Genomic DNA, 19,188 nt, shown 5'->3' on the forward strand with positions numbered 1-19,188 from the left:
GCCGGGTTTCTGCACAAAATAAGTATGATAATTATGGCAAAATAAGAATTATTCATTTAATCGATCGCCATTATCCCAATGACTACCATTACCCAATCAGAAATTGAACAGTATCGCTCCCAATTACAAGAATATCCCGATGCTCTAAAAGCCCTTGATGTACTTCAAGAGTGTGAAGGCGATTTAGAATATGCAGCCGAAACCTTAGCAATTGAGTCAGGAGAATTAGACAACGATCTAGGTGCAAAAGACCCGAATGAACCTAGCAGGTTAGAAAAATCAGCAGATAAATTGCGTCCTCATATTTGTACGCAAGCCTTTAAAGACGTATTGAGTCAAGGTTTTGCTGTTGTATTGGGTTCGCTAATAACTGCTGGCGTTTACGCAGGAGTACCATTAATACTGGTACTTATTTACATAAGCACGAAAAATTTGGACAAGTTTTGTCAGGATTGCTAAACGCCGATCGCAGCGAAGCCAGCCCAGTAATGAGGTTCAACAAAAGGAAACGGCTTGCGGTTACTTGCAGCCTTCAGAGGTGCATTAACATAGCGTGTGCGTTCCTTTAGAGGCAGTTGTTCAAATATTTGGTCGATTTGGGGTTTGAGGTCTTCTAATAAGACTTCTAGCCCTTCTGAGGTCAAATTACGCAGCCATTGCTGCGCCTCATTGAGAGCAGTAACCGTTGATAGAGTTTCTAGGTTTTCATAGAACCGAATCAGTAACAAAGTGCTGGCGAGTTCATCCACTTTCCAAAGGGTACTGACCATACTAGGGCTACCTGCTAAGAGAAATCCGAAAGGTAAGCCGATATATTCATCGCTGGTTTTGGATTCTGTCAATCCAGTTTCGCAGGCGGAGAGAGTGACAAGATGACATTGATTTAGGTCAAGATTCAAGATTTCCAAGAGTGTCAAACGTTCTTTATTTGCGAATACCAGGGATGATTCCAAAGGCGAGTCAGGCTCAAATTCGCCGTGACAACCGAAATGGGCGCAGTTGGCAAAGCTGAGTTTCGCGTTTATAATTGCGTTCTTATTAGCATCATCTTTTGCCAAGAAATCATTAGATTTGAATTTGTGACGGATGTTAGCGGCTTGCAGTTCAAGTAAGTAGCGGTCTTTGGTAGGATTGGCAATAGCAAATAGGTGAGAGAAATTAGGGCGTTGTCGCTGTTTCGCCTGTTGCAGTAGTTGGCAACTGGGGGCATAGCTGACTCCACCAGGGAATAAGTCGAGAAGGCACGATTCTGATTTAGATAGGGATACAGTGATAGAAGAATCGATTTCATCGGTGTATCCGCTTTCAAAATCCCTTTCGTGGGAGATTGGCAACGCATGAAGGGGGAAAAGATGCAGGAAGCGATGGGGAATTAAAATCAGTCGATCGCACGGTTTCGGAATACTCTTTAAAATCTGATCAAGATGCAAAATCTCAGCTAGGTTTTGGAGGCGGGAGGCTAGTTTTTGCTTCCATTGGGGTTTTATCTCTTTGTAGTCTTTCCGATACTCGTTATCCCAATTTATTAAGGCTTCAAAGTCTTCTGTTGAAGATTGCCAGACTATAGGAGTTGGTGATTGAGAGGTGATGATGAATGTGAGGAATTTGTCGCCCAGGATGTACCACTGAAGGATAGCAGTATTTTCTGCTGTGAGGGCTTGAATATCGCTGTAGGGAATCGGTTCAACTTTTTGGGTGAGGCTGAAGTTAGGATCGATGGGTTTGATATCGTGGGTAATCAATTCATCGAGTTGTTGCTGTAATTGATTGATATGAGTGCGCTTGCCCAGAAACTGGGTTTCTTCAAGAAGCCGGGTTTCTGATATCATGCCACCTTTGCTGTTACGGTTTATTTGTTCGATTTCCAGTCGGCGCTTTTGGGCCTCAATTTCTCGACTGAGGCGCGACAATTCGTTTAGAACAGTTTCTGGGATATTGCCTTTAGGTTTGATGTCACGGTTGGCAAAGAGTTCTACAAGGTTGCGGGCTTTGCTGCGTTCGACGTATTCGATCGCTTCGGTGTAGTGTTCGAGTTCTATGCAAACTTCCACCATGCCCAGATAAAGTTGATTCCATTCTTCGGCTAATTTCTGTTTGCTTTCATCGCCAGATTGAATCTCGCCCCGTAAAAATTCTACTGTTTCAATCGCTGCGGCATAGGTATCATAAGCGAGTTGCCATTGCTGGTTACTTCGGTAAAAATTACCTAAATTAGATAAAGTCTCTGTATGTTCTTGTGGGAAAGCCTCGCGAGTGCTAATAGTTAAAGCCTTGTGATAAAGTGCGATCGCCAGTTCGATATTCTCTGCTTTCTCTCCCCTGATTCTGTTACAGTAGGCAGCCGCCAGATTATTTTGCGTCGTTGCCCAATTTTGGGGAAAGGCATCGCGGGTGCGTACTTCTAATGCCTTGTTGTAAGATGTGATCGCCAGTTCGATATTCTGAGCTTTCTCTCCCCTGATTCTGTAAGTGTAGGCTACTGCCAGATTATTTTGCGTCATAGCCCATTTTTCGGGAAAGGCATCGCGGGTGTAGACGGTTAATGCAGCAGTGAAAGATGCGATCGCCAGTTCGATATTCTCTGCTTTCTCTCCCCTGATTCTGTTACTGTAGGCAATTGCCAGATTATTTTGCGTCCTTGCCCAATCTTCGGGAAAGGCATCGCGGGTGTAGACGGATAATGCAGCAGTGAAAGATGCGATCGCCAGTTCGATATTCTCTGCTTTCTCTCCCCTGATTCTGTCACTGTAGGCAATTGCCAGATTATTTTGCGTCGCCGCCCAATCTTCGGGAAAGGCATCGGGGGTGCGGATAGTTAATGCAGCAGTGAAATATGCGATCGCACTTTCGATATTCTCTGATTTCTCTCCCCTGATTCTGTAAGTGTAGGCAAGTGCCAGATTATTTTGCGTCGTTGCCCAATTTTCGCTTCCCGGTTCCCAATTATTTAAAAGTATTTGATAACCAGTAATGGCAATTTCAAGATTATTCGCTCTTTTTCCCAGCGCAAAGTTACTAATATGATTACTCAAGTTTCCAATGAGGCCGAGAATAGATTCAATTGCTTCGGGATGTTCGGCAATTAAATTCCGGGCCACTTGCTGTAAAATCTCGGCAAAACGGTCATTGAGGAGATGTTGCCGCCCGGCCAGCATGGGGTAAATTACTTTAATATCGCTGTTGCTCTCTTCTTCTGCTTGCAATAAGTCTAGGATAAAGTTTGCATACTCTGGTGAATTTTCACCTTCAGAGTTATCGCTATCTCCCTCATCATTCATCCCAATAATTCCCCTAGCTGACTGGCAAGATTTCGTAAATAATTAGCCTGATTTTCCTGTCCTTCCTCTGCCCAGTTTTCTGCTACTACCTCGCAAAATTGCAGAAACCCCGAATCTACCAATTCTAAGTTAGCCTGTAAAATTTGCTGTTTCTCACCGTTGGGGCAAGTCAGGAGTGTTTGAATTAGTTGCAGATAGGCTTGGGCGCGGGTTTCGTCCATTGTGGGGAGTTGTCAATAACACCGATGTTTATTTTATCATGATTTTACGATATTTTGTAGGGCGGGTTCACCAACAATACATAACAATTACCAACCATCTATATAAACCCGCCCCCACACCACCGATAACCCACATCAACCTGAAATTTGCATCGCATCGCAAAAATGTACATGATGATTGTTGGTTGGGTGGGGGCGGGTTTTTGAAATTGTTTGTTTCAGGCGATTATGGTTGGCGAACCCGCCCCTACAGGATGTATGAAAGATTTCGGAAAAAACCCGGTTTCTTAGATTGCACTGTCAATTCCACCCATACTCACCAAATTGTCTGAATAGTGGTTAACGCTTGAATTTTTGCGTCGCGGGTGACTAACGGAAGACTTAAAGATAAAGCAGTGGCGGCAATAATCCTGTCTGGCATATCTGGTACCACATCGCGGGGAATCTGACGCAGAGTTTGTGCTGTGATTAAATCCAAAGGGGCGATGGCTAACCCAGTCCCCCGATCGAATAAGGCATTGATTAACTGCTCAAATGCCTCTTCGGGCAATCGATACCTTTCCACTAAATAACCTAATTCTACCACAGAAATTGCGGACACATAAATCGAATTCCCTCCTGCTAATGCTGTATCCAAAGCAGTCATTGCTGCTTGCGATAATCGAGCATTCTCCCGCAAATACCAGATAATTGTATGAGTGTCGGCGACAACGGCTGTCATTAAATATCGCCTCTCGGAAAATTTCCCCACATTTCTTTTCTAGCTTGGGCAATATCTTCTTCGGTGATATCCATATCTAAATGAGCCCACATTCCTTTGACGCTTTTCAGAGGTCGCTTGAGAATGTTTTTTTGATGAAGAAATTCAGCAAAGTCTAAAACTTCTTGCTGGTGATTCGGGGGTAATTCCCGCAATTTATCTAAAACTGCTTGCTCTAAATCCATTGTCTTTTTTCCTCCGTTTTTGGTGTAGTTGACATAACTTTGATTTTGCTCTGTTCTATTTTCATTATATACCTATCTTTTATACTTTGGATATTAACCGCAGATGGTGGCGGATGTACGCTGATGAACGCAGATGAGGAGACATCATTTAATTAGTTCTTCGAGAGATGGAAACAGCAATTTTTCGGCGCTCACTTTTTCGCAATCGCAAGGTTCTTGAATTGCGGATATTGCTGATACATTTCCTAGCAGCAACTGGATGCTTTCAATTAGCAATGGTAGGGTTAGTAAAATGATTGATACCGATACTAGCAAGCTAATTAATCCGTCAGCCCAATTCCAGTGCAGCCACGCCACGGCGATCGCAGCTAAAATTACTCCAACCGACGAAAAAATATCGGCAACGGCGTGCAAAAAGGCGCTTTTGAGGTTCAAGTCGCCGTGACAGCAGGAATGCAAGCAGCAAGCGTTGATTGAGTTGATGCTTAAACCGACAATTGCGGTAATTAACATCGGGAGTCCTTCTACTTCCGGGGTTGGGGACTGCAAACGGGCGATCGACTCTGCTGCAATCCAAAGCGCGATCGCTACTAAACTGATACTATTAACTAAGGCTGCTATGATTTCTCCCCGTGCAGGAATTGCCGATCGCGCGATCGCACAATCCACCGATTTACTGCTTTTTAGTGACGAATACCAAGTCGCAGTTAATGTGATCGCTAAAGCTGCTACATCAGACAAAACATGACCAGCATCTGCCAATAGGGATAAACTGTGAGAGTTGATGGCGGCGATTAACTCTGCTACAAAAAAGCTACTAAGCAGTACCAAAGCTGTTTGTAAAAGTCGCACTTTGGCAATTCTGGGATTGGGATTGTCGCATTGTGCGAGATTCTTGGTGTTTTCAGAGTTAAAATTGTCCCCAACTGGAAATATCATGCAGCAATCCTTACAGCTAAACTCGATTTTCAATCAAACATTAGATGACTCATTATACGCCAAGTCCCGACCCGGAACCGCCGCATCCGATCGCAAATTCCCCAAATCCTGAAATCAACGATCGTCCAATTGGCGACAACCAACCAAATATTTTAACAGGCGAATCTTTAATTGATTTGCGGCTGTACAACCAATCAAATTTCGATCGCGGCAGACCTGGTTGGCTAATTTTGGTTTGGTGGTTCGTGCAGGCGATCGCATTTCCCCTCACTCCACACCCTTTTAATGGCATCAGAAGCGGCTTGTTGCGGTTATTTGGAGCGAAAATAGGTTCTGGCGTGATTATCCGCCCCACAGCTCGTTTTACCTATCCCTGGAAAATTGAAATCGGCGATTATAGTTGGATCGGAGATGATGTTGTATTGTACAGTTTGGAGCGAATTGCGATCGGCAAACACTGCGTCATTTCTCAAAAAAGCTACCTCTGCACCGGCACTCATGACCCTCAAGACCCAGCCTTTGGGTTAATAACAGCATCTGTTATCATTAATAACGGCGTTTGGATTGCCGCCGACTGTTTCATTGGCCCTGGTGTTGCGATCGGTGCAAATGCCTTAATTGGAGCTCGTAGCAGTGTGTTTGAAAATATGCCCGCCAGCTTTGTTTGTATGGGCAGTCCATGTCGTCCGCGCCATCGGCGAGAAATTAATAAAAGTTTGTAGTCAGGACTTCATTCCTTTTTTGTCTAACTTGGGACTAAGGACTTGAGTCCTTACTACAAGCTGGTTTAATGCTGGTTATACAAATATTTTTCTGAAATAAGAATGAATACAGTACCCCAAGAACTACTGACTAATCTTTTCCAGCTCTTTACAGCAACCTTATTTAAGATAGGGGAAAATTCTGTATCGCTGCGATCGCTTCTGGAACTGATAATATCATTCATGATTGTGCTGATCGTATCGCGAACTTTTACTGATTTTCTGAAAGAGCGCTTGCTCGTAAAACTAGGAATTGATGAGGGGAATCAGGAAGCCATAGCAGTTATTTTGCGCTATTTAATCATAGCACTGGGAGTGATAATTGCGATCCAAGGAATAGGATTTAACCTTGCTTCTTTTGCAGTAATTGCGGGCGGATTGGGAGTAGGAATTGGTTTCGGAATACAAGATTTAACCACCAATTTTGTCAGCGGACTAACGCTGCTTTTAGATCGACCTGTCAAAGTGGGAGACTTCGTGGAATTAGAAGGATTGATGGGAGTAGTCAAAAAAATCTCGATTCGATCGACTATTATCAAAACCAACGACGACTCCAGCGTCATAGTTCCCAACAGTAACATGATTAGCAACAAAATTGTTAATAGGAGTTACGAAAATTCGACACTTTGCCTGCGACTTTCGATAAAAGTAGACGGAAATAGTGACCCGCTGTTAGTAACAGAAACTCTTTTAAACATTGCTTATACAGAAGCAGGAGTATTGTACGAACCAAATCCGAAAGTATTATTTGCCGAGTTTGGCAATGATTGCTTTAAATTTGAACTTTTAGTGTGGACCGATCGACCAACGGATCGAGAAGTTATTAAAAGTTCTTTGAATTTTGCGATCGAGTATCATTTTCGCCAGGAGGAAATCAATTTTCCATTCAATGTCAAAACATCTAATAAACTCGCAAAAAGAATGCTTTTTGTTGGAGAGGAAAGCAAACAGTTATCTTCCCTCAGTAGTTTGTTGCGACAGGTAAAATACTTTGAAACTTTGAACGATATAGAATTGCGACAACTCATGGAAGTTGGCTATCGGCAACGGCTGCAATCGCAAGAATTTTTGTTCCGAGAAAACGACCCAGGAGATGCTTTTTATATGATTCTTTCTGGTTCAGTAGAAGTGTTTATCGCAGCAACTGATAAGGAACTGACTCATCTGGGTAGGGGCAAGTTTTTTGGCACACTTTCTTTGATACTGGGAATTCCTAGAACTACTTCGGTGAAAGCTTTGGAAGAAACTATTGTGTTTGCTATCAATAAAGAAGGATTACAAAAGATTTTAGAACGGCCAGATTTATCCGAACGGATTATTCAAGAAATAGTCAAACATGAAGAACTAAAGGAGAAACAGCAGCAACTGCGAGAAATGGAATTGGTAGATGTACAAGAAGAAGATGAGGTAAATCCTGTAGATTGGGTGAGAAAAAGACTCAAGAATTTATTTAGTGTTTCAAGTTGAAATTCGCTTAATAAATATCTTGGAAATATGCTAAAATCAACTCATAAAAAATTGTCTTAATTATATGACGCGATTTATTCACGATCGCTTTGCTAAAGAATTTCTGGAAGAATTGCTGTCGCCGATCGGTACGGTGAATGTCGGTCGCGATGTGACAAGCGAAGTCCGAGAAATCGATGTTTACTTCACTCCTGGTACCCCAATTCCCGAATACTCCGAAAATCTAGGATTGTTGGGGAAAATGGCTGGTACAACTGCTATTTTTGAACCGTTTCGCAATCCAGTAAATGTGGTCGAGGCGATTAGCTGTATCATTAAGCTGTGGAATTTGCGAGGTGAATTGCAGCGGGGGGCTAAAAGAAAAAATACTCCCTCTGATGATGCTGAGTTGCCCAGACTGTGGATTTTAACACCTACAGCATCGAAAGCATTGGTAGAGGGTTTTGGTGCGATACCGAACTCGCAAAATTGGGTTGAAGGAATTTATTTTTTGCCGGGGCATTGGGAATCGGTAATTGTGGTGATTCACCAGTTGCCAGAAACTCCCGAAACTCTGTGGTTGAGGATTTTGGGCAAAGGGAAAGTGCAGGAAAGGGCGATCGCCCAAATGAGCGTTTTAGCAACGGACGATCCGTTGCGGATTACTGCGCTAGAATTATTGTATCGGTTACAGTCAAATTTAGTAGCTGATATCCCACAGAAATTAGAGCCAGAAGAGCGGGAGTTAATTATGGCAATTGCACCACTTTTTCGAGAACAAATACAAGCTGCACAGCAACAAGCTAGGGAAGAAGGATTAGAACAAGGGCTAGAACGAGGGCTAGAACGAGGACTGGAACAAGGGCTAGAACGAGGGCTAGAACGAGGCAGACAAGAACAACAGCGGTTAATCTTGGAAAATTTTCTGCGAGTTCGCTTTGGAGAATTAAGCCCGAAAATGACTGTTTTTCTATCTCCAATATCCAAGTTGTTTGCTGCGGATTTTACGGTTTTGTTGCTGGCAATATCGATGCTGACAGTCGATGAATCGGGGCGGCAAGAAGCGGTCAAGTTGTTAGCTGAAAGTGTATTGAAAATGTTTGTTACTAACTTGGAGGAGATTCGGCCCCAGGCTGTGACTAATTTATTGGCTTTGCCGATCGCAGAATTGACATTGTTTGTAGAACAACTGCCACAGTTATCGGATGCTGAATTGAGGGAAAGGTTGGTTGACAGTTGACAGTTAATAGTTTGTAGGGGCGGTGCCAAGAGTGCCCGCCCTCTCCGTTGACAGTTGACAGCAAAGTTTTAAAGCTCAAATGATGGGGGAAAGAGAGAGGGAAAGCGACTACTCAAAACCTCAAAAATTAACCCCATCACCCATCTTCCCATCAACATTCGATCGCACTAGGAATGTAACTCCGCAGGCAAAATCAAGTGCAGCAGAGCGTCGATCGCTCGATCGCGCTCCATGGGCATAATATCTTTACCGTGCATCATCTCCTGCGTTAACTGGAAATATACCAGAGAGCCAATAAAAATCCGCGCCGTCGCCTCCGGATCGGACAATTTTAACTCTGGATGCAATGTTAAATATTCAGTCAGCCGATCGATACCCGGTTTAGCTAAGTTTCTCACAAAAGTCTGCGCTAGCTGGGGAAAACGCCCCGACTCCGCAATCACTAGCCTGACGAAATTGAGAAATTCGGGTTCGTGCGTCGCCTGATCCAATATAGTTGTGGCAATGAATCGCAGCGCTACGGCGGGTTCTTCATCCAGAATTGTAAAATGGACTTTTTTTCGCGCCAGCCACTGCACCAAGGCTGCAAACAATCCCTCCTTATCTTGAAAGTAGCTGTAAACCGTGGCTTTGGAAACTCCCCCCGTCTTGGCTACCTTGTCCATACTCGTACCCGCGTAGCCGTGGGTTAAAAATTCTTGCATCGCACCTTGCAGGATTTGCTCGCTTTTGTCACCTAATGTTCCGTCGGGTTCGATTGGTTTTGTCCTAGCCATCTCTGGTTTCTGTAATTTTTGCTTCGGGTATTGACATCATTATACTGAACGGTTTAGTATTCAAACATGAACTAAACCGTTTAGTTTTTACCTACCCAAATCATGAGGTGTGTCATGGTACACCGATTAACCGCAGAAAGCTTATCTTCTAATTCACCCTTAGTTAAAAAACTCGTAGTTGTAGCAGCGTTAGCAACTCTGGCGGCTGGGGGAACTACTGGTTACACGATCTGGCGATCGCGCCTTCCCGATCCCAACGCAGCAACCGCAGCAGCAGCCGTCGCAGCATCCCAATTAACCACAGTGACAGCTTTGGGGCGATTGGAACCGAGGGGAGAAGTGATTAAAGTTTCGGGATCTGGGGCGGCGGATGGAAGCAGGATCGATCGACTCCTGGTAAAAGAAGGAGACAGAGTGAAAACAGGTGAGACGATCGCAATTCTCGACAATCGCGATCGCCAGCAAGCAGCCTTTGACCAAGCTCAACAACAAGTACGCGTTTCCCAGGCAAATCTCGCAAAAGTGAAAGCAGGAGCCAAAAATGGCGAAATTCAAGCCCAGAAAGCCACTATTGGCCGCTTAGAAGCCGATCGCAGTAACGAGATCGCAGCGCAACAGGCGATCGTTGCTCGCTTAGAAGTCGATCGCAGCACCGAAATTACAGCCCAACAAGCCACCATTGCGCGCCTAAAAGCCGAACAGCAAGGGGAAATTCAAACCCAACAAGCAGCAATTGCTCGCATAGAAGCCGAACTCCGCAACGCTACAAACGAACAGCGACGCTACTCGCAACTGTACCAACAAGGAGCAATTTCTGCCTCAACTAGCGACAGCAAAACCCTCGCCACCGAAACAGCCCAACAGCAACTCAACGAAGGAAAAGCCAAACTGAATCAAATTCAGCAATCTCGCCAACAACAAATTAACGAAGCGCAAGCCAAACTGAATCAAATTCAGCAATCTCGCCAACAACAAATTAATGAAGCGCAAGCGAAACTCAGCCAAATTCAGGAATCTCGACAGCAGCAAATCGGCGAAGCGGAAGCAAATCTCGATCGCATCGCCGAAGTGCGCCCCGTTGACATAGAAGCAGCCGCCGCCGAAGTCGGTTCCGCCCAAGCCGCCGCCAAACAAGCCAAAGCCAATTTAGCTCTAGCTTACATCCACGCTCCCAGAGATGCTCAAGTCCTGAAAATTCACACGTATCCTGGGGAAAAAGTGGGAAACGATGGCATTGTCGAACTTGGACAAACTCGCGAAATGCTGGCGGTGGCTGAAATCTACCAAAGCGATGTGGACAAAGTACGGATTGGACAGCCAGCCAAAATTACTAGCGATTCTTTCCAGGGCGAATTGCAGGGAAAAGTAGAATATATCGGTTTGCAGGTGCAGCGGCAAAACATTGTTAACACCGATCCTTCTGCGAATATTGATGCTCGAATTGTGGAAGTGAAAGTGCGTTTGGATGCCGCTTCCAGTCAGAAAGTAGCGGGATTGACCAATTTGCAAGTCAAAGTTGCGATCGGCGGGAATTAAGAATTAAGATTTTTTTAACCGCAGAGAGCGCAGAGGACACAGAGAAAACAGAGGAAGAGAAGAGAGATATGATTGGACTAATTAAACCTTTACAACAGTTAAGAAACAGAACTCCTCTCGGATGGTTGCAACTGAGTCACGACAAAGGACGAATGGCGGTTGCAGTAGCAGGAATTGCTTTTGCTGACGTTTTGATGTTCATGCAGTTGGGATTTCAAAATGCGCTTTACAGTAGCAATACGCGCCTGCACCAAACTTTGCAAACAGACTTAGTTTTGATGAATCCCCAAGGCCGGAATTTGCTGAATTTATCTTCTTTCCCAAGACGCAGATTATATCAGGCGATGAATGTACCTGGTGTGAAATCAGCCGATCCACTTTACGTGAAAATTGCCAACTGGAAAAATCCCGAAACTAGGCAGGAAACGTCGATTATGGTGTTGGGATTTAATCCCGATCGCCCTGCATTTGACCTGCCAGAAGTCAACAAAAATTTGAACTTGATTAAATTGCCGGATACTGTGTTATTTGACCGAGCTTCAAGGGGAGATTATCAAGGGTCTATCGCCCAAATTAATCAGGGACAATCTGTTAAAACTGAGATCGATCGGCGCACAATTGCGATCGGCGGTTTATTTACAGTTGGAGCATCTTTTGCCGCTGACGGAGCTTTAATCACCAGCGATCAAAATTATCTACGCCTGTTTCCCCGACAGGATTCTGCAAGCGTAAATGCCGGATTAATTCAACTGCAACCCGGTGCTGACTCGCTGCAAGTCCAACAAGTTTTAAAAGCATATTTGCCGTCGGATGTCAAGGTTTTGACCAAACAAGAATTTATCGAGTTCGAGAAAAATTATTGGGCTAAAAATACTGCGATCGGCTTTGTCTTTAACTTGGGTGTAGCGATGGGTTTCGTAGTAGGAGTAATTATCGTTTATCAAGTTCTGTCAACCGATGTCAGCGACCATATGGCAGAATACGCTACTTTCAAAGCAATGGGCTACCGCAATATTTACTTGCTCGGCATTGTTTTTGAAGAAGCTATTATTCTTTCTGTCCTCGGTTTTTTACCTGGAGTAGGAGTCTCTGTAGCACTATATCATGTGACTCGTCAAGCTACAAATTTACCCTTATACATGACCATAGGTCGAGCATTAGCAGTATTAATTTTGAACATGGTTATGTGCAGTATTTCAGGAGCTATTGCCACTCGTAAACTGCAAGCAGCCGACCCCGCCGACATTTTTTAATCCCAATTATTCATCTCTCTCTGATCTTTCTCTGTGTTCTCTGCGCCCTCTGTGGTTAAAAAAATCCGAATCCTTAACTTATGAAATCCACTCTTGTTAACCCCACAACCACCAACCTACAGATTTCCGAGCCTGTAATTTCCATGCACAAACTCGACCACTACTTTGGTCAAGGTCAACTGCAAAAACAGGTACTTTTTGATATCAACCTAGAAATATATGCAGGTGAAATTGTCCTGATGACCGGGCCTTCCGGTTCGGGAAAAACCACGCTTTTGACATTGATTGGCGGATTGCGATCGGGTCAATCTGGCAGTCTGAAAATTCTCGGTCAAGAGATGTGCAATGCCAGCCAAGATAAATTAGTAAAGACGCGGCGTAACATTGGCTATATTTTCCAAGCCCACAACTTGCACCGCAGTTTGACGGCGCTGCAAAATGTCCAAATGGGTTTGGAAGTTCACGGCAATTTGTCCCGTGTCGAAATGCGCGATCGCTCTGGGCAAATGCTAGAATTAGTAGGACTAGAAGATAGGCTGAACTATTATCCCGATGACTTGTCGGGCGGACAAAAACAAAGAATTGCGATCGCCCGTGCCTTAGTTAGTCGCCCGCAAATTGTCTTAGCTGATGAACCGACAGCCGCCCTGGACAGCAAATCCGGGCGCGAAGTGGTCAATTTGATGCAGAAACTTGCTAAAGAGCAAGGTTGTACTATTTTGTTAGTGACCCACGATAACCGAATTTTGGATATTGCCGATCGCATCGTTAACATGGAAGATGGAAAATTAGCTTAAACAGTTGACAGTTGACAGTTGACAGTTGACAGTTGACAGATAAATTATATTGATAATAGGTAATGGGAATTGCTCATTCTTCCCTCTAGTTTCCCCAAAAATAGACATCACCCATAACTCCCCAAATTTGAATTTTGGAACTCAAAATTTTATCCAAAATCGCAAATTCCAACTCGTCCTCGGACTGTCAACTAATTGCTAACAACCAATTCTGGGCGATAAATCCCTAAATTGTGCAGGTACATTTTTTCGAGTTTGGGCAGCGACGAGTCCACGGAACCGCCAAAACGCCGAAAAGAAGGCCAGATGTAAGCGAGTTTTCTGACTGCTGGCTCCAATCGACCCGCTTTTATATCTTCTAATGCACCTCGTTCTCGAATTAACTCTATAGCCATTAGGTCTTGATTTTCTGGACTGAAATCCTTGACACCGAATTTTTTGGCGAATCTGTCCCAAGTTGTGCTGAGAAACTGATACCGCCCCGCAGCGTCGGAACAGAGTTTTTTGCCGTAGCGGCGGCCGCATCTCATTTCCCTGGGATGGTCGCTGAAACTGGCAAATTTGGTTCCTGTGTACTGGGTGTGGTAGCCATCGGCAGCAGCGGTGCCTTCGGCGCTGGCGATGGTGTCGAGAAATGCTTTTACCCGATCGCGCTCAATATTATCCTCGTTATCGTCGTTCCGATCTCCTTTGTCTGGTGGCTCGTCAGTTGCAACTTTCGGCAACGCTTCTGATGCTGAAGCCGGCGAGCTTTCTGCCGAGGCAGTCAGGCGTTTTGGAGGTGGCGACATTTCTGCCGAGACTGTTTGCCCCCAAAGTTTTGGGGTCATTCTACCCAAAAAAAAGCACAAACAAATGCACAAACCCCACCCCAGCCTCAAACGGAGTCGTTTGGACTGCTGGCTGTGCTCTCGCACCGGCCACGCGTAGAGGGGGATAGCTGCGGGCAAGATTCCGGTTTGCTGGCCGAAGGCGAACAGCGATTTTAGAGCTAGCAAGGTTTGCTTGTAGAAACGGGGTGGAACTTTGCGAGCCCTCATCGCTGCGGCGAAAGTCTGGATATCTGTCAGAGTCACTTCTGCCAAAGGTTTTTCTACAAACAGTTGAAAACCGTTGGCGGCCTGCCAGCTAAAGCGCTTGCTGGGGGTAGATTTGCGGTTTACCCACAGACGAATTAGCTCTTGGTCGGACATACGAAGCAGATGTCTTCCCAGATGTTCTGATGCGTACAAGAGTACCTCCTCATATCACTTCTAGTTGAAGGTTCCCAGTTTATAGATGAGATGGATAGGGATCGAGGGAAACAGGCTTCAACCATACTAAGTGATACTACTAAGCGCTCACGGGGTCAAGTTTCATCGCCGCTTTTTCGAGCAGTTGAGTGTAAAGTTGACCGAGTTGGGAGGCCACACCGTCCCAACTGAAATTGGCTTGGACGCGCATTCTGCCTGCTTGTCCGAGTTGCTGGCGCCATACTGAGTCAACTAACAGCCGATCGATCGCACTTGCAAAGGCTGCTTCATTTTTCGGCGGCGCCAGCAAACCGGTTTCTCGCGGCACTACGGTATATTTCAGCCCTCCCACGTCGGAGGCGACTACGGGCGTGCGGCAGGCCATCGCTTCAATGGCGACTAAACCGAAGGGTTCGTAGTGGCTGGGAACGACGCAGACATCGGCGGCTGCGTAGTAGGCGGGGAGAATGTCTCGGCTCAAGCCGCCCGGAAAGCTGGTAATGTCGCTTAAGCCTAATTCTTCAACGATGCTGCCGATACGATCGCGCTCTTTTCCGTCGCATTCCCCCTCGCGCCAGCCACCGCCAACGATCAGTTTTAAATCCCCTTTGCCTCGCAGTGCTGACAGACTGACGGCGCGGACTAAGGTTTCGATGCCCTTGCGGAGGTCGAAACGGCCGACGTACAACACCACTTTGGTTTCTGGCGCTATTCCCAACTGGCGGCGGGCCTCCGATCGCGCGATCGACCCAAACTGCTGAGTGTCGGTACCGCAGGGAATGATGTCTATATTGCCTTTTGAGGACACCAGAGACCTCATGTGCTCTTTTTCTTGGGGACTGGTAGCCACCACGCGATCGGCTGTTTCCAGAAGAGTTTTTTCCACGTGCAGCCTGGTTTTGGCAATCATCGGAATTGTCGAAACCGACTTATATTTTACTGCTGCCAAAGAATGGTAAGTATGAACTTGTCGCAGGGGTTGCGATTTTTTCAACGCCATTCCCACCCAAGAAGACAGCCAGTAATTCGTGTGAACTAAGGGATATTGAAAGCCTGACTCTAACTGAAACTTCTGAAATTCGCGAACAAAAATTGGCAAATATCCGTAAAGTGCATCGCGGGGAATAAATTCTTGCGGCCCTGCTACGAGGCGAATTGTCCGGCAATTGGGGCTGTGCTGGACAATACTTGCTTGTTCGCGATCGGATGAGCGGGTGAACATATCAACTTGCCATCCTTGTTTCGCCAAAGATTCTCCTACTTGACGCACGTAAACGTTTTGCCCGCCCGCTTCTTCTTTGCCAATTTCCACAGCCGGATCGCCGTGTACCGAGATCAGGGCGATGCGTTTTTTTGTTAATGAAATCATGATTGTTTACCAAAATTTAAAAAAACTTACCAGAAAGAATTGGTTGAAAGCCGGAACACGAGTGAGGGAGAAATTAAAATCAGACTATTCATTACTCCAATCCTTTTCCTTTTAGGTAGACGTTGCTCTCTTGGGGTCAACTGTCAACTGTCAACTGTCAACTGTCAACTGTTGAAAGCCGATTAATGTGCGATTTTGGCTACTGCGCGGGGAATGAAATGTAGCTGCTAATTGTTATTAAAGTCAAAATAGGCGATCGATAAATCATCCCTCAGGGATAATTTCACTGGAAAAATTGACAAACGACTTCCTTCTGCTGACAGAGACCAGCAGCAGCTAAAACTCTAGATAATCTAAATGGAAATGAACGAGGGTGAAGATAATTTCCCGGATTTGAGCAGTTGTCAAACTCGAACCAGCTTTCAGCTTGCTGTTCGAGCCGATCCAGTCAGTCGGAGGTAAAATTTTCACCTGTCGCGATAAATAATTTGAACTGTGGAGAAAGCAGAAGTAAATCTTCCCAAAGACAGAATTTGACATGGCGCTCGAAGAGAAAGATAAATTATTGCCTTCAAAATTTTTATTTCCTTCCGCCTTCCGCTTTCTGGCTGCTTCGCTCTTGCTTTTATCAAAGCCGGGGATAGACTTTAACCTCAAATTTCCCAATTGTCAAATGTTAAGAATTTTTTCGATGTTTGCGTGTGGAGGATTCCCCCTTTTCGCTGTGCAGGGTATTATTTCGCGAACCTCGCATTCGAGAGCCGTATCGGTTAGCCCAAACTTGGGTAAACTCGGCACCTAAGAACAGAATTTGAGCGGAATAATTAATCCAAAGCAGGATAATTACGAACGATCCCGCAGCACCGTAGGTAGAGGCAATACCGCTACCTCCCAGGTAAACTCCTATTAGGGATTTGCCGATCGTAAACAGCATTGAGGTGATGGCGGCGCCGATCCAAACATCATTCCAGGCAAGATCGACATCGGGCAAAAGTTTGTAAATTAAGGCAAAAAGCAGCGTAACTACGCCAAACGAGATAGCAAAGTCCACAATCTGCCAAATACCAACAGGTAACTGCAACCAGCCGTTCAACCAATAGCTGACGGCAGCTAAAATGGCGCTAAGGACTAAAGATACTAGCAGTAAAAAACCGATGCCTAAAATCATCGCAAAAGACAATACGCGGTCTTGCAAAAATCCCCAAATGCCGCGTCCCGGAGGCGGTGAAACATTCCAAATAGTATTGAGAGCTTCTTTGAGGTTAGTAAATACATTGGAAGCGCCCCACAAAAGTGTAGCGAGACCAACTATAGTAGCAATCATTCCCGACTTGGGTTCGGAAGCTTTAAGGATTAGTTCTTGGACAGTTTGAGCGCCATCTTTGCCGATTAAACTTTGGAGTTGGGCGACGATTTGACCTTGGGCTGCGTCTGCACCAAAGACTAAACCGACGATCGCAATTACGATAATTAGCAGCGGGGCGAGGGAAAAAACTGTGTAATAGGCTAGGGCGGCGGCTAGGGTTGGTGCTTTATCTTCTTGCCATTCAGTAAAAGTTTGTTTTAGCAGCGATATGACTGTTTTTAAGTTCACTACCTTTGGTTTCCTTATACTTATGCTTCACAAAGGCATTGTAATATGTTATGAGTTTTTTCTCGTCGGCCAGAAGATAGATTTATGGATGGCAAATTGCTTTTTTTATCTATTTGTAGGGTGTGCAATGCACACCTTACGAAGACCCGTAGTGCGGATATCCGATATGTGGAGCCGTCAATCTATCTGAATTGCAAGCTAAGATGAAATGATTAACCTAAACATCTATCAGATTAGATATCTATCTTGAATAACCTTACTTGTCTGGAAATAGAAGTCGCCGAAACACTGCTGAGATTAGCAATGTTGCTGGGCTTAACACTTTTAATCGCGTTTTTTGTGGCGTCAGAACTAGCATTAGTATCAGCCGATCGCCATCAAATCCGCCAACTCGCCCAGTTGCGCGATCGCCCAAACGCGAAAACCGCCGAACTCGTCCATCAAGCGCAGAACAACATACCGCATTACCTGTCGGTGACTCAAACAGGCACAACAGCCGGAAGTCTGCTGTTGGGATGGTTGGGCGAGGGTGCGACTGTACACTGGATCGAGCCCTGGATCGACAAATTGCCGATCGGTCATTTTCCCGCGATGCTGACGGCGCATTCGATCGCAGTTCCCGTAGCTTTCATCTTCGTTACATACATCGAGATAGTATTAGGAGAACTCATCCCCAAAGTATTAGCAACCCACGCCCCAGAACGCACAGCTTTGTTACTGATGCCCGCCCTCGAAATCTGCTCGAAAATACTCTGGCCGCTGCTAGCAATTCTCAACGGTACGGTGCGGCTGCTGACAGGTTGGATTACCAGTAAACAGTCAGAATCGCTGCTACCAGCTTCCGAAGCAACTCTCGTTCAAAAAGATGCTCATTCAGCCATAATTTCCGGCGTCTGGGAAGTAACAGCAGTTAACGAAAAACTCGGGTTAAACCTGCCAACCAACCAAGCGTACCAAACAATCGCCGGATTCGCGATCCACAATTTCGGTAAAATACCAAATAAAGGCGATCGATTTTTGTGGGGCGAATTAGAAATAGAAGCAGCAGATGTAGTAGAAGGTAGTTTAGAAACAGTGCTGCTGCGTCAGGTAACTCGCCCTTTGTTTGAGCCGCAACATCCAGAACTCGTCTTGAATTAATCCTAAATCAGGCTTAAATACTTCCTCGATCTATGTGTGTTAGGTTGTAATTAGTCGCTCAGTGCGACAACCTACCAGAAATCTGCAAATTGCATAAAGCACAGTTTATGAGGTGGATATGCTAAAAACACTTTGGGCTACTGTTCGACAAGGGAAAATTGAACTGCTGGAGTTATCAGAGTTACCCGAAGGGGCAAAAGTATTAGTAACAGTTTTACCTGATGAAGAAGCTGAGTTTTGGCTTCAAGCCAGTCAAACATCACTAGATACAGTTTGGGATAATACTGAGGATGATGTCTATGCCCAGCTACTCTAAAAATGACATAATTTTGGTTAGATATCCCTTTTCAGACTTGTCTAGTTCTAAGGTAAGACCAGCAATTGTTTTGAGTGCGCCACACGTATCTCAAGACATTATGATTGTGCCATTGACAAGCAAAACTGCATCCTTAATTGAGGGTGAGTTCGTACTCGCTGAATGGTCAATAGCAGGGTTAAATGTGGCTACAGCAGTCAAGCGAGGTTTGTATACAGTACATGAAAGCTTAGTTGTAAGAACGATTGGCAAATTAGCAGATTCTGATGCTGAGCGACTGGAGAAATCTCTCCGAGGTTGGTTAGGGTTTTAGTGCAGCAGCGACAGTTTGTCAACGAGTTTCGC

Annotated in this window: 20 protein-coding genes; 10 read left to right on the forward strand and 10 right to left on the reverse strand. The window is 45.1% G+C overall.

Translation table 11 applies throughout. The features are described from left to right. The first annotated feature begins 78 nt into the window (after window positions 1–78). A complete protein-coding gene (locus tag JGK14_RS03965; protein ID WP_293178742.1) occupies window positions 79–459 on the forward strand; it encodes a hypothetical protein in 381 nt (126 codons plus the stop codon). On the opposite strand, the gene JGK14_RS03970 is transcribed toward JGK14_RS03965, so the two are convergent. From JGK14_RS03970 to JGK14_RS03990, 5 genes are all read right to left on the reverse strand, one after another. Then, complete coding sequence (locus JGK14_RS03970; protein ID WP_325314786.1) at window positions 456–3,278, reverse strand: CHAT domain-containing protein; 2,823 nt, start codon at window positions 3,276–3,278, stop codon at window positions 456–458. The two genes, JGK14_RS03965 and JGK14_RS03970, sit on opposite strands and share 4 nt — an antisense overlap. Further along, complete coding sequence (locus JGK14_RS03975; RefSeq protein ID WP_293178746.1) at window positions 3,275–3,499, reverse strand: hypothetical protein; 225 nt, start codon at window positions 3,497–3,499, stop codon at window positions 3,275–3,277. The genes JGK14_RS03970 and JGK14_RS03975 overlap by 4 nt, the downstream gene beginning before the upstream one ends. Window positions 3,500–3,815: 316 nt before the next feature. Next, on the reverse strand, window positions 3,816–4,220 hold the full coding sequence (locus tag JGK14_RS03980) for a type II toxin-antitoxin system VapC family toxin (RefSeq protein ID WP_293178748.1): 405 nt from the start codon (window positions 4,218–4,220) through the stop codon (window positions 3,816–3,818). Further along, window positions 4,220–4,444 carry a DUF2281 domain-containing protein gene (locus tag JGK14_RS03985; RefSeq protein WP_293178750.1) on the reverse strand — a complete coding sequence of 75 codons (225 nt, stop codon included), beginning with the start codon at window positions 4,442–4,444 and terminating at the stop codon, window positions 4,220–4,222. Before JGK14_RS03985 ends, JGK14_RS03980 begins: the two co-directional genes overlap by 1 nt. Before the next feature lie 144 nt (window positions 4,445–4,588). Continuing rightward, window positions 4,589–5,383: a cation diffusion facilitator family transporter gene (locus tag JGK14_RS03990; protein WP_293323986.1), complete on the reverse strand. Its 795-nt coding sequence runs from the start codon at window positions 5,381–5,383 to the stop codon at window positions 4,589–4,591. 44 nt (window positions 5,384–5,427) lie between these two features. Here JGK14_RS03990 and hpsU point away from each other — a divergent pair, with 44 nt between their 5' ends. The 3 genes from hpsU to JGK14_RS04005 all read left to right on the forward strand — a co-directional run bounded on the left by hpsU (window position 5,428) and on the right by JGK14_RS04005 (window position 8,830). Then, the gene (gene hpsU, locus JGK14_RS03995) at window positions 5,428–6,105 is read left to right on the forward strand and encodes a hormogonium polysaccharide biosynthesis acetyltransferase HpsU (protein WP_325314787.1); all 678 of its coding nucleotides are present in this window, start codon (window positions 5,428–5,430) and stop codon (window positions 6,103–6,105) included. A gap of 102 nt (window positions 6,106–6,207) precedes the next feature. After that, window positions 6,208–7,611: a mechanosensitive ion channel domain-containing protein gene (locus JGK14_RS04000; RefSeq protein ID WP_293178758.1), complete on the forward strand. Its 1,404-nt coding sequence runs from the start codon at window positions 6,208–6,210 to the stop codon at window positions 7,609–7,611. 64 nt (window positions 7,612–7,675) lie between these two features. Next, window positions 7,676–8,830: a flagellar assembly protein H gene (locus JGK14_RS04005; RefSeq protein ID WP_325314788.1), complete on the forward strand. Its 1,155-nt coding sequence runs from the start codon at window positions 7,676–7,678 to the stop codon at window positions 8,828–8,830. Window positions 8,831–8,997: 167 nt separating this feature from the next. On the opposite strand, the gene JGK14_RS04010 is transcribed toward JGK14_RS04005, so the two are convergent. Next, the gene (locus JGK14_RS04010) at window positions 8,998–9,606 is read right to left on the reverse strand and encodes a TetR/AcrR family transcriptional regulator (RefSeq protein ID WP_325314789.1); all 609 of its coding nucleotides are present in this window, start codon (window positions 9,604–9,606) and stop codon (window positions 8,998–9,000) included. A gap of 114 nt (window positions 9,607–9,720) precedes the next feature. On the opposite strand from JGK14_RS04010, the gene JGK14_RS04015 reads away from it, so the two are divergent. The 3 genes from JGK14_RS04015 to JGK14_RS04025 all read left to right on the forward strand — a co-directional run bounded on the left by JGK14_RS04015 (window position 9,721) and on the right by JGK14_RS04025 (window position 13,192). Further along, window positions 9,721–11,142 (forward strand): biotin/lipoyl-binding protein, encoded by a 1,422-nt coding sequence (locus tag JGK14_RS04015; protein ID WP_325314790.1) that lies wholly within the window; start codon window positions 9,721–9,723, stop codon window positions 11,140–11,142. A gap of 68 nt (window positions 11,143–11,210) precedes the next feature. Then, a complete protein-coding gene (gene devC, locus JGK14_RS04020; RefSeq protein ID WP_293178770.1) occupies window positions 11,211–12,395 on the forward strand; it encodes an ABC transporter permease DevC in 1,185 nt (394 codons plus the stop codon). Between the two features lie 80 nt (window positions 12,396–12,475). Next, on the forward strand, window positions 12,476–13,192 hold the full coding sequence (locus JGK14_RS04025; RefSeq protein ID WP_293178773.1) for a DevA family ABC transporter ATP-binding protein: 717 nt from the start codon (window positions 12,476–12,478) through the stop codon (window positions 13,190–13,192). A 191-nt stretch (window positions 13,193–13,383) separates the two neighbouring features. Here the strand turns inward: JGK14_RS04025 and JGK14_RS04030 are convergent, their stop codons facing one another. From JGK14_RS04030 to JGK14_RS04045, 4 genes are all read right to left on the reverse strand, one after another. Then, complete coding sequence (locus JGK14_RS04030; protein ID WP_325314791.1) at window positions 13,384–14,424, reverse strand: glycoside hydrolase family 24 protein; 1,041 nt, start codon at window positions 14,422–14,424, stop codon at window positions 13,384–13,386. A gap of 100 nt (window positions 14,425–14,524) precedes the next feature. Further along, on the reverse strand, window positions 14,525–15,793 hold the full coding sequence (locus tag JGK14_RS04035; protein ID WP_325314792.1) for a glycosyltransferase family 4 protein: 1,269 nt from the start codon (window positions 15,791–15,793) through the stop codon (window positions 14,525–14,527). Window positions 15,794–16,129: 336 nt separating this feature from the next. Next, a complete protein-coding gene (locus tag JGK14_RS04040) occupies window positions 16,130–16,459 on the reverse strand; it encodes a hypothetical protein (RefSeq protein ID WP_293281398.1) in 330 nt (109 codons plus the stop codon). A 10-nt stretch (window positions 16,460–16,469) separates the two neighbouring features. Next, the gene (locus tag JGK14_RS04045; protein WP_293178785.1) at window positions 16,470–17,387 is read right to left on the reverse strand and encodes a YihY/virulence factor BrkB family protein; all 918 of its coding nucleotides are present in this window, start codon (window positions 17,385–17,387) and stop codon (window positions 16,470–16,472) included. A gap of 246 nt (window positions 17,388–17,633) precedes the next feature. On the opposite strand from JGK14_RS04045, the gene JGK14_RS04050 reads away from it, so the two are divergent. From JGK14_RS04050 to JGK14_RS04060, 3 genes are all read left to right on the forward strand, one after another. Next, window positions 17,634–18,527: a CNNM domain-containing protein gene (locus JGK14_RS04050; RefSeq protein WP_293189960.1), complete on the forward strand. Its 894-nt coding sequence runs from the start codon at window positions 17,634–17,636 to the stop codon at window positions 18,525–18,527. Window positions 18,528–18,645: 118 nt separating this feature from the next. Further along, entirely contained in the window at window positions 18,646–18,843 is a 198-nt protein-coding gene (locus JGK14_RS04055) for a hypothetical protein (RefSeq protein WP_006633633.1), read from the forward strand. Beyond that, on the forward strand, window positions 18,827–19,156 hold the full coding sequence (locus tag JGK14_RS04060; protein WP_293189957.1) for a type II toxin-antitoxin system PemK/MazF family toxin: 330 nt from the start codon (window positions 18,827–18,829) through the stop codon (window positions 19,154–19,156). Before JGK14_RS04055 ends, JGK14_RS04060 begins: the two co-directional genes overlap by 17 nt. Window positions 19,157–19,188: the final 32 nt, after the last annotated feature.

This window comes from Microcoleus sp. PH2017_28_MFU_U_A, assembly GCF_020738035.1.
Taxonomy (GTDB): domain Bacteria; phylum Cyanobacteriota; class Cyanobacteriia; order Cyanobacteriales; family Microcoleaceae; genus Microcoleus.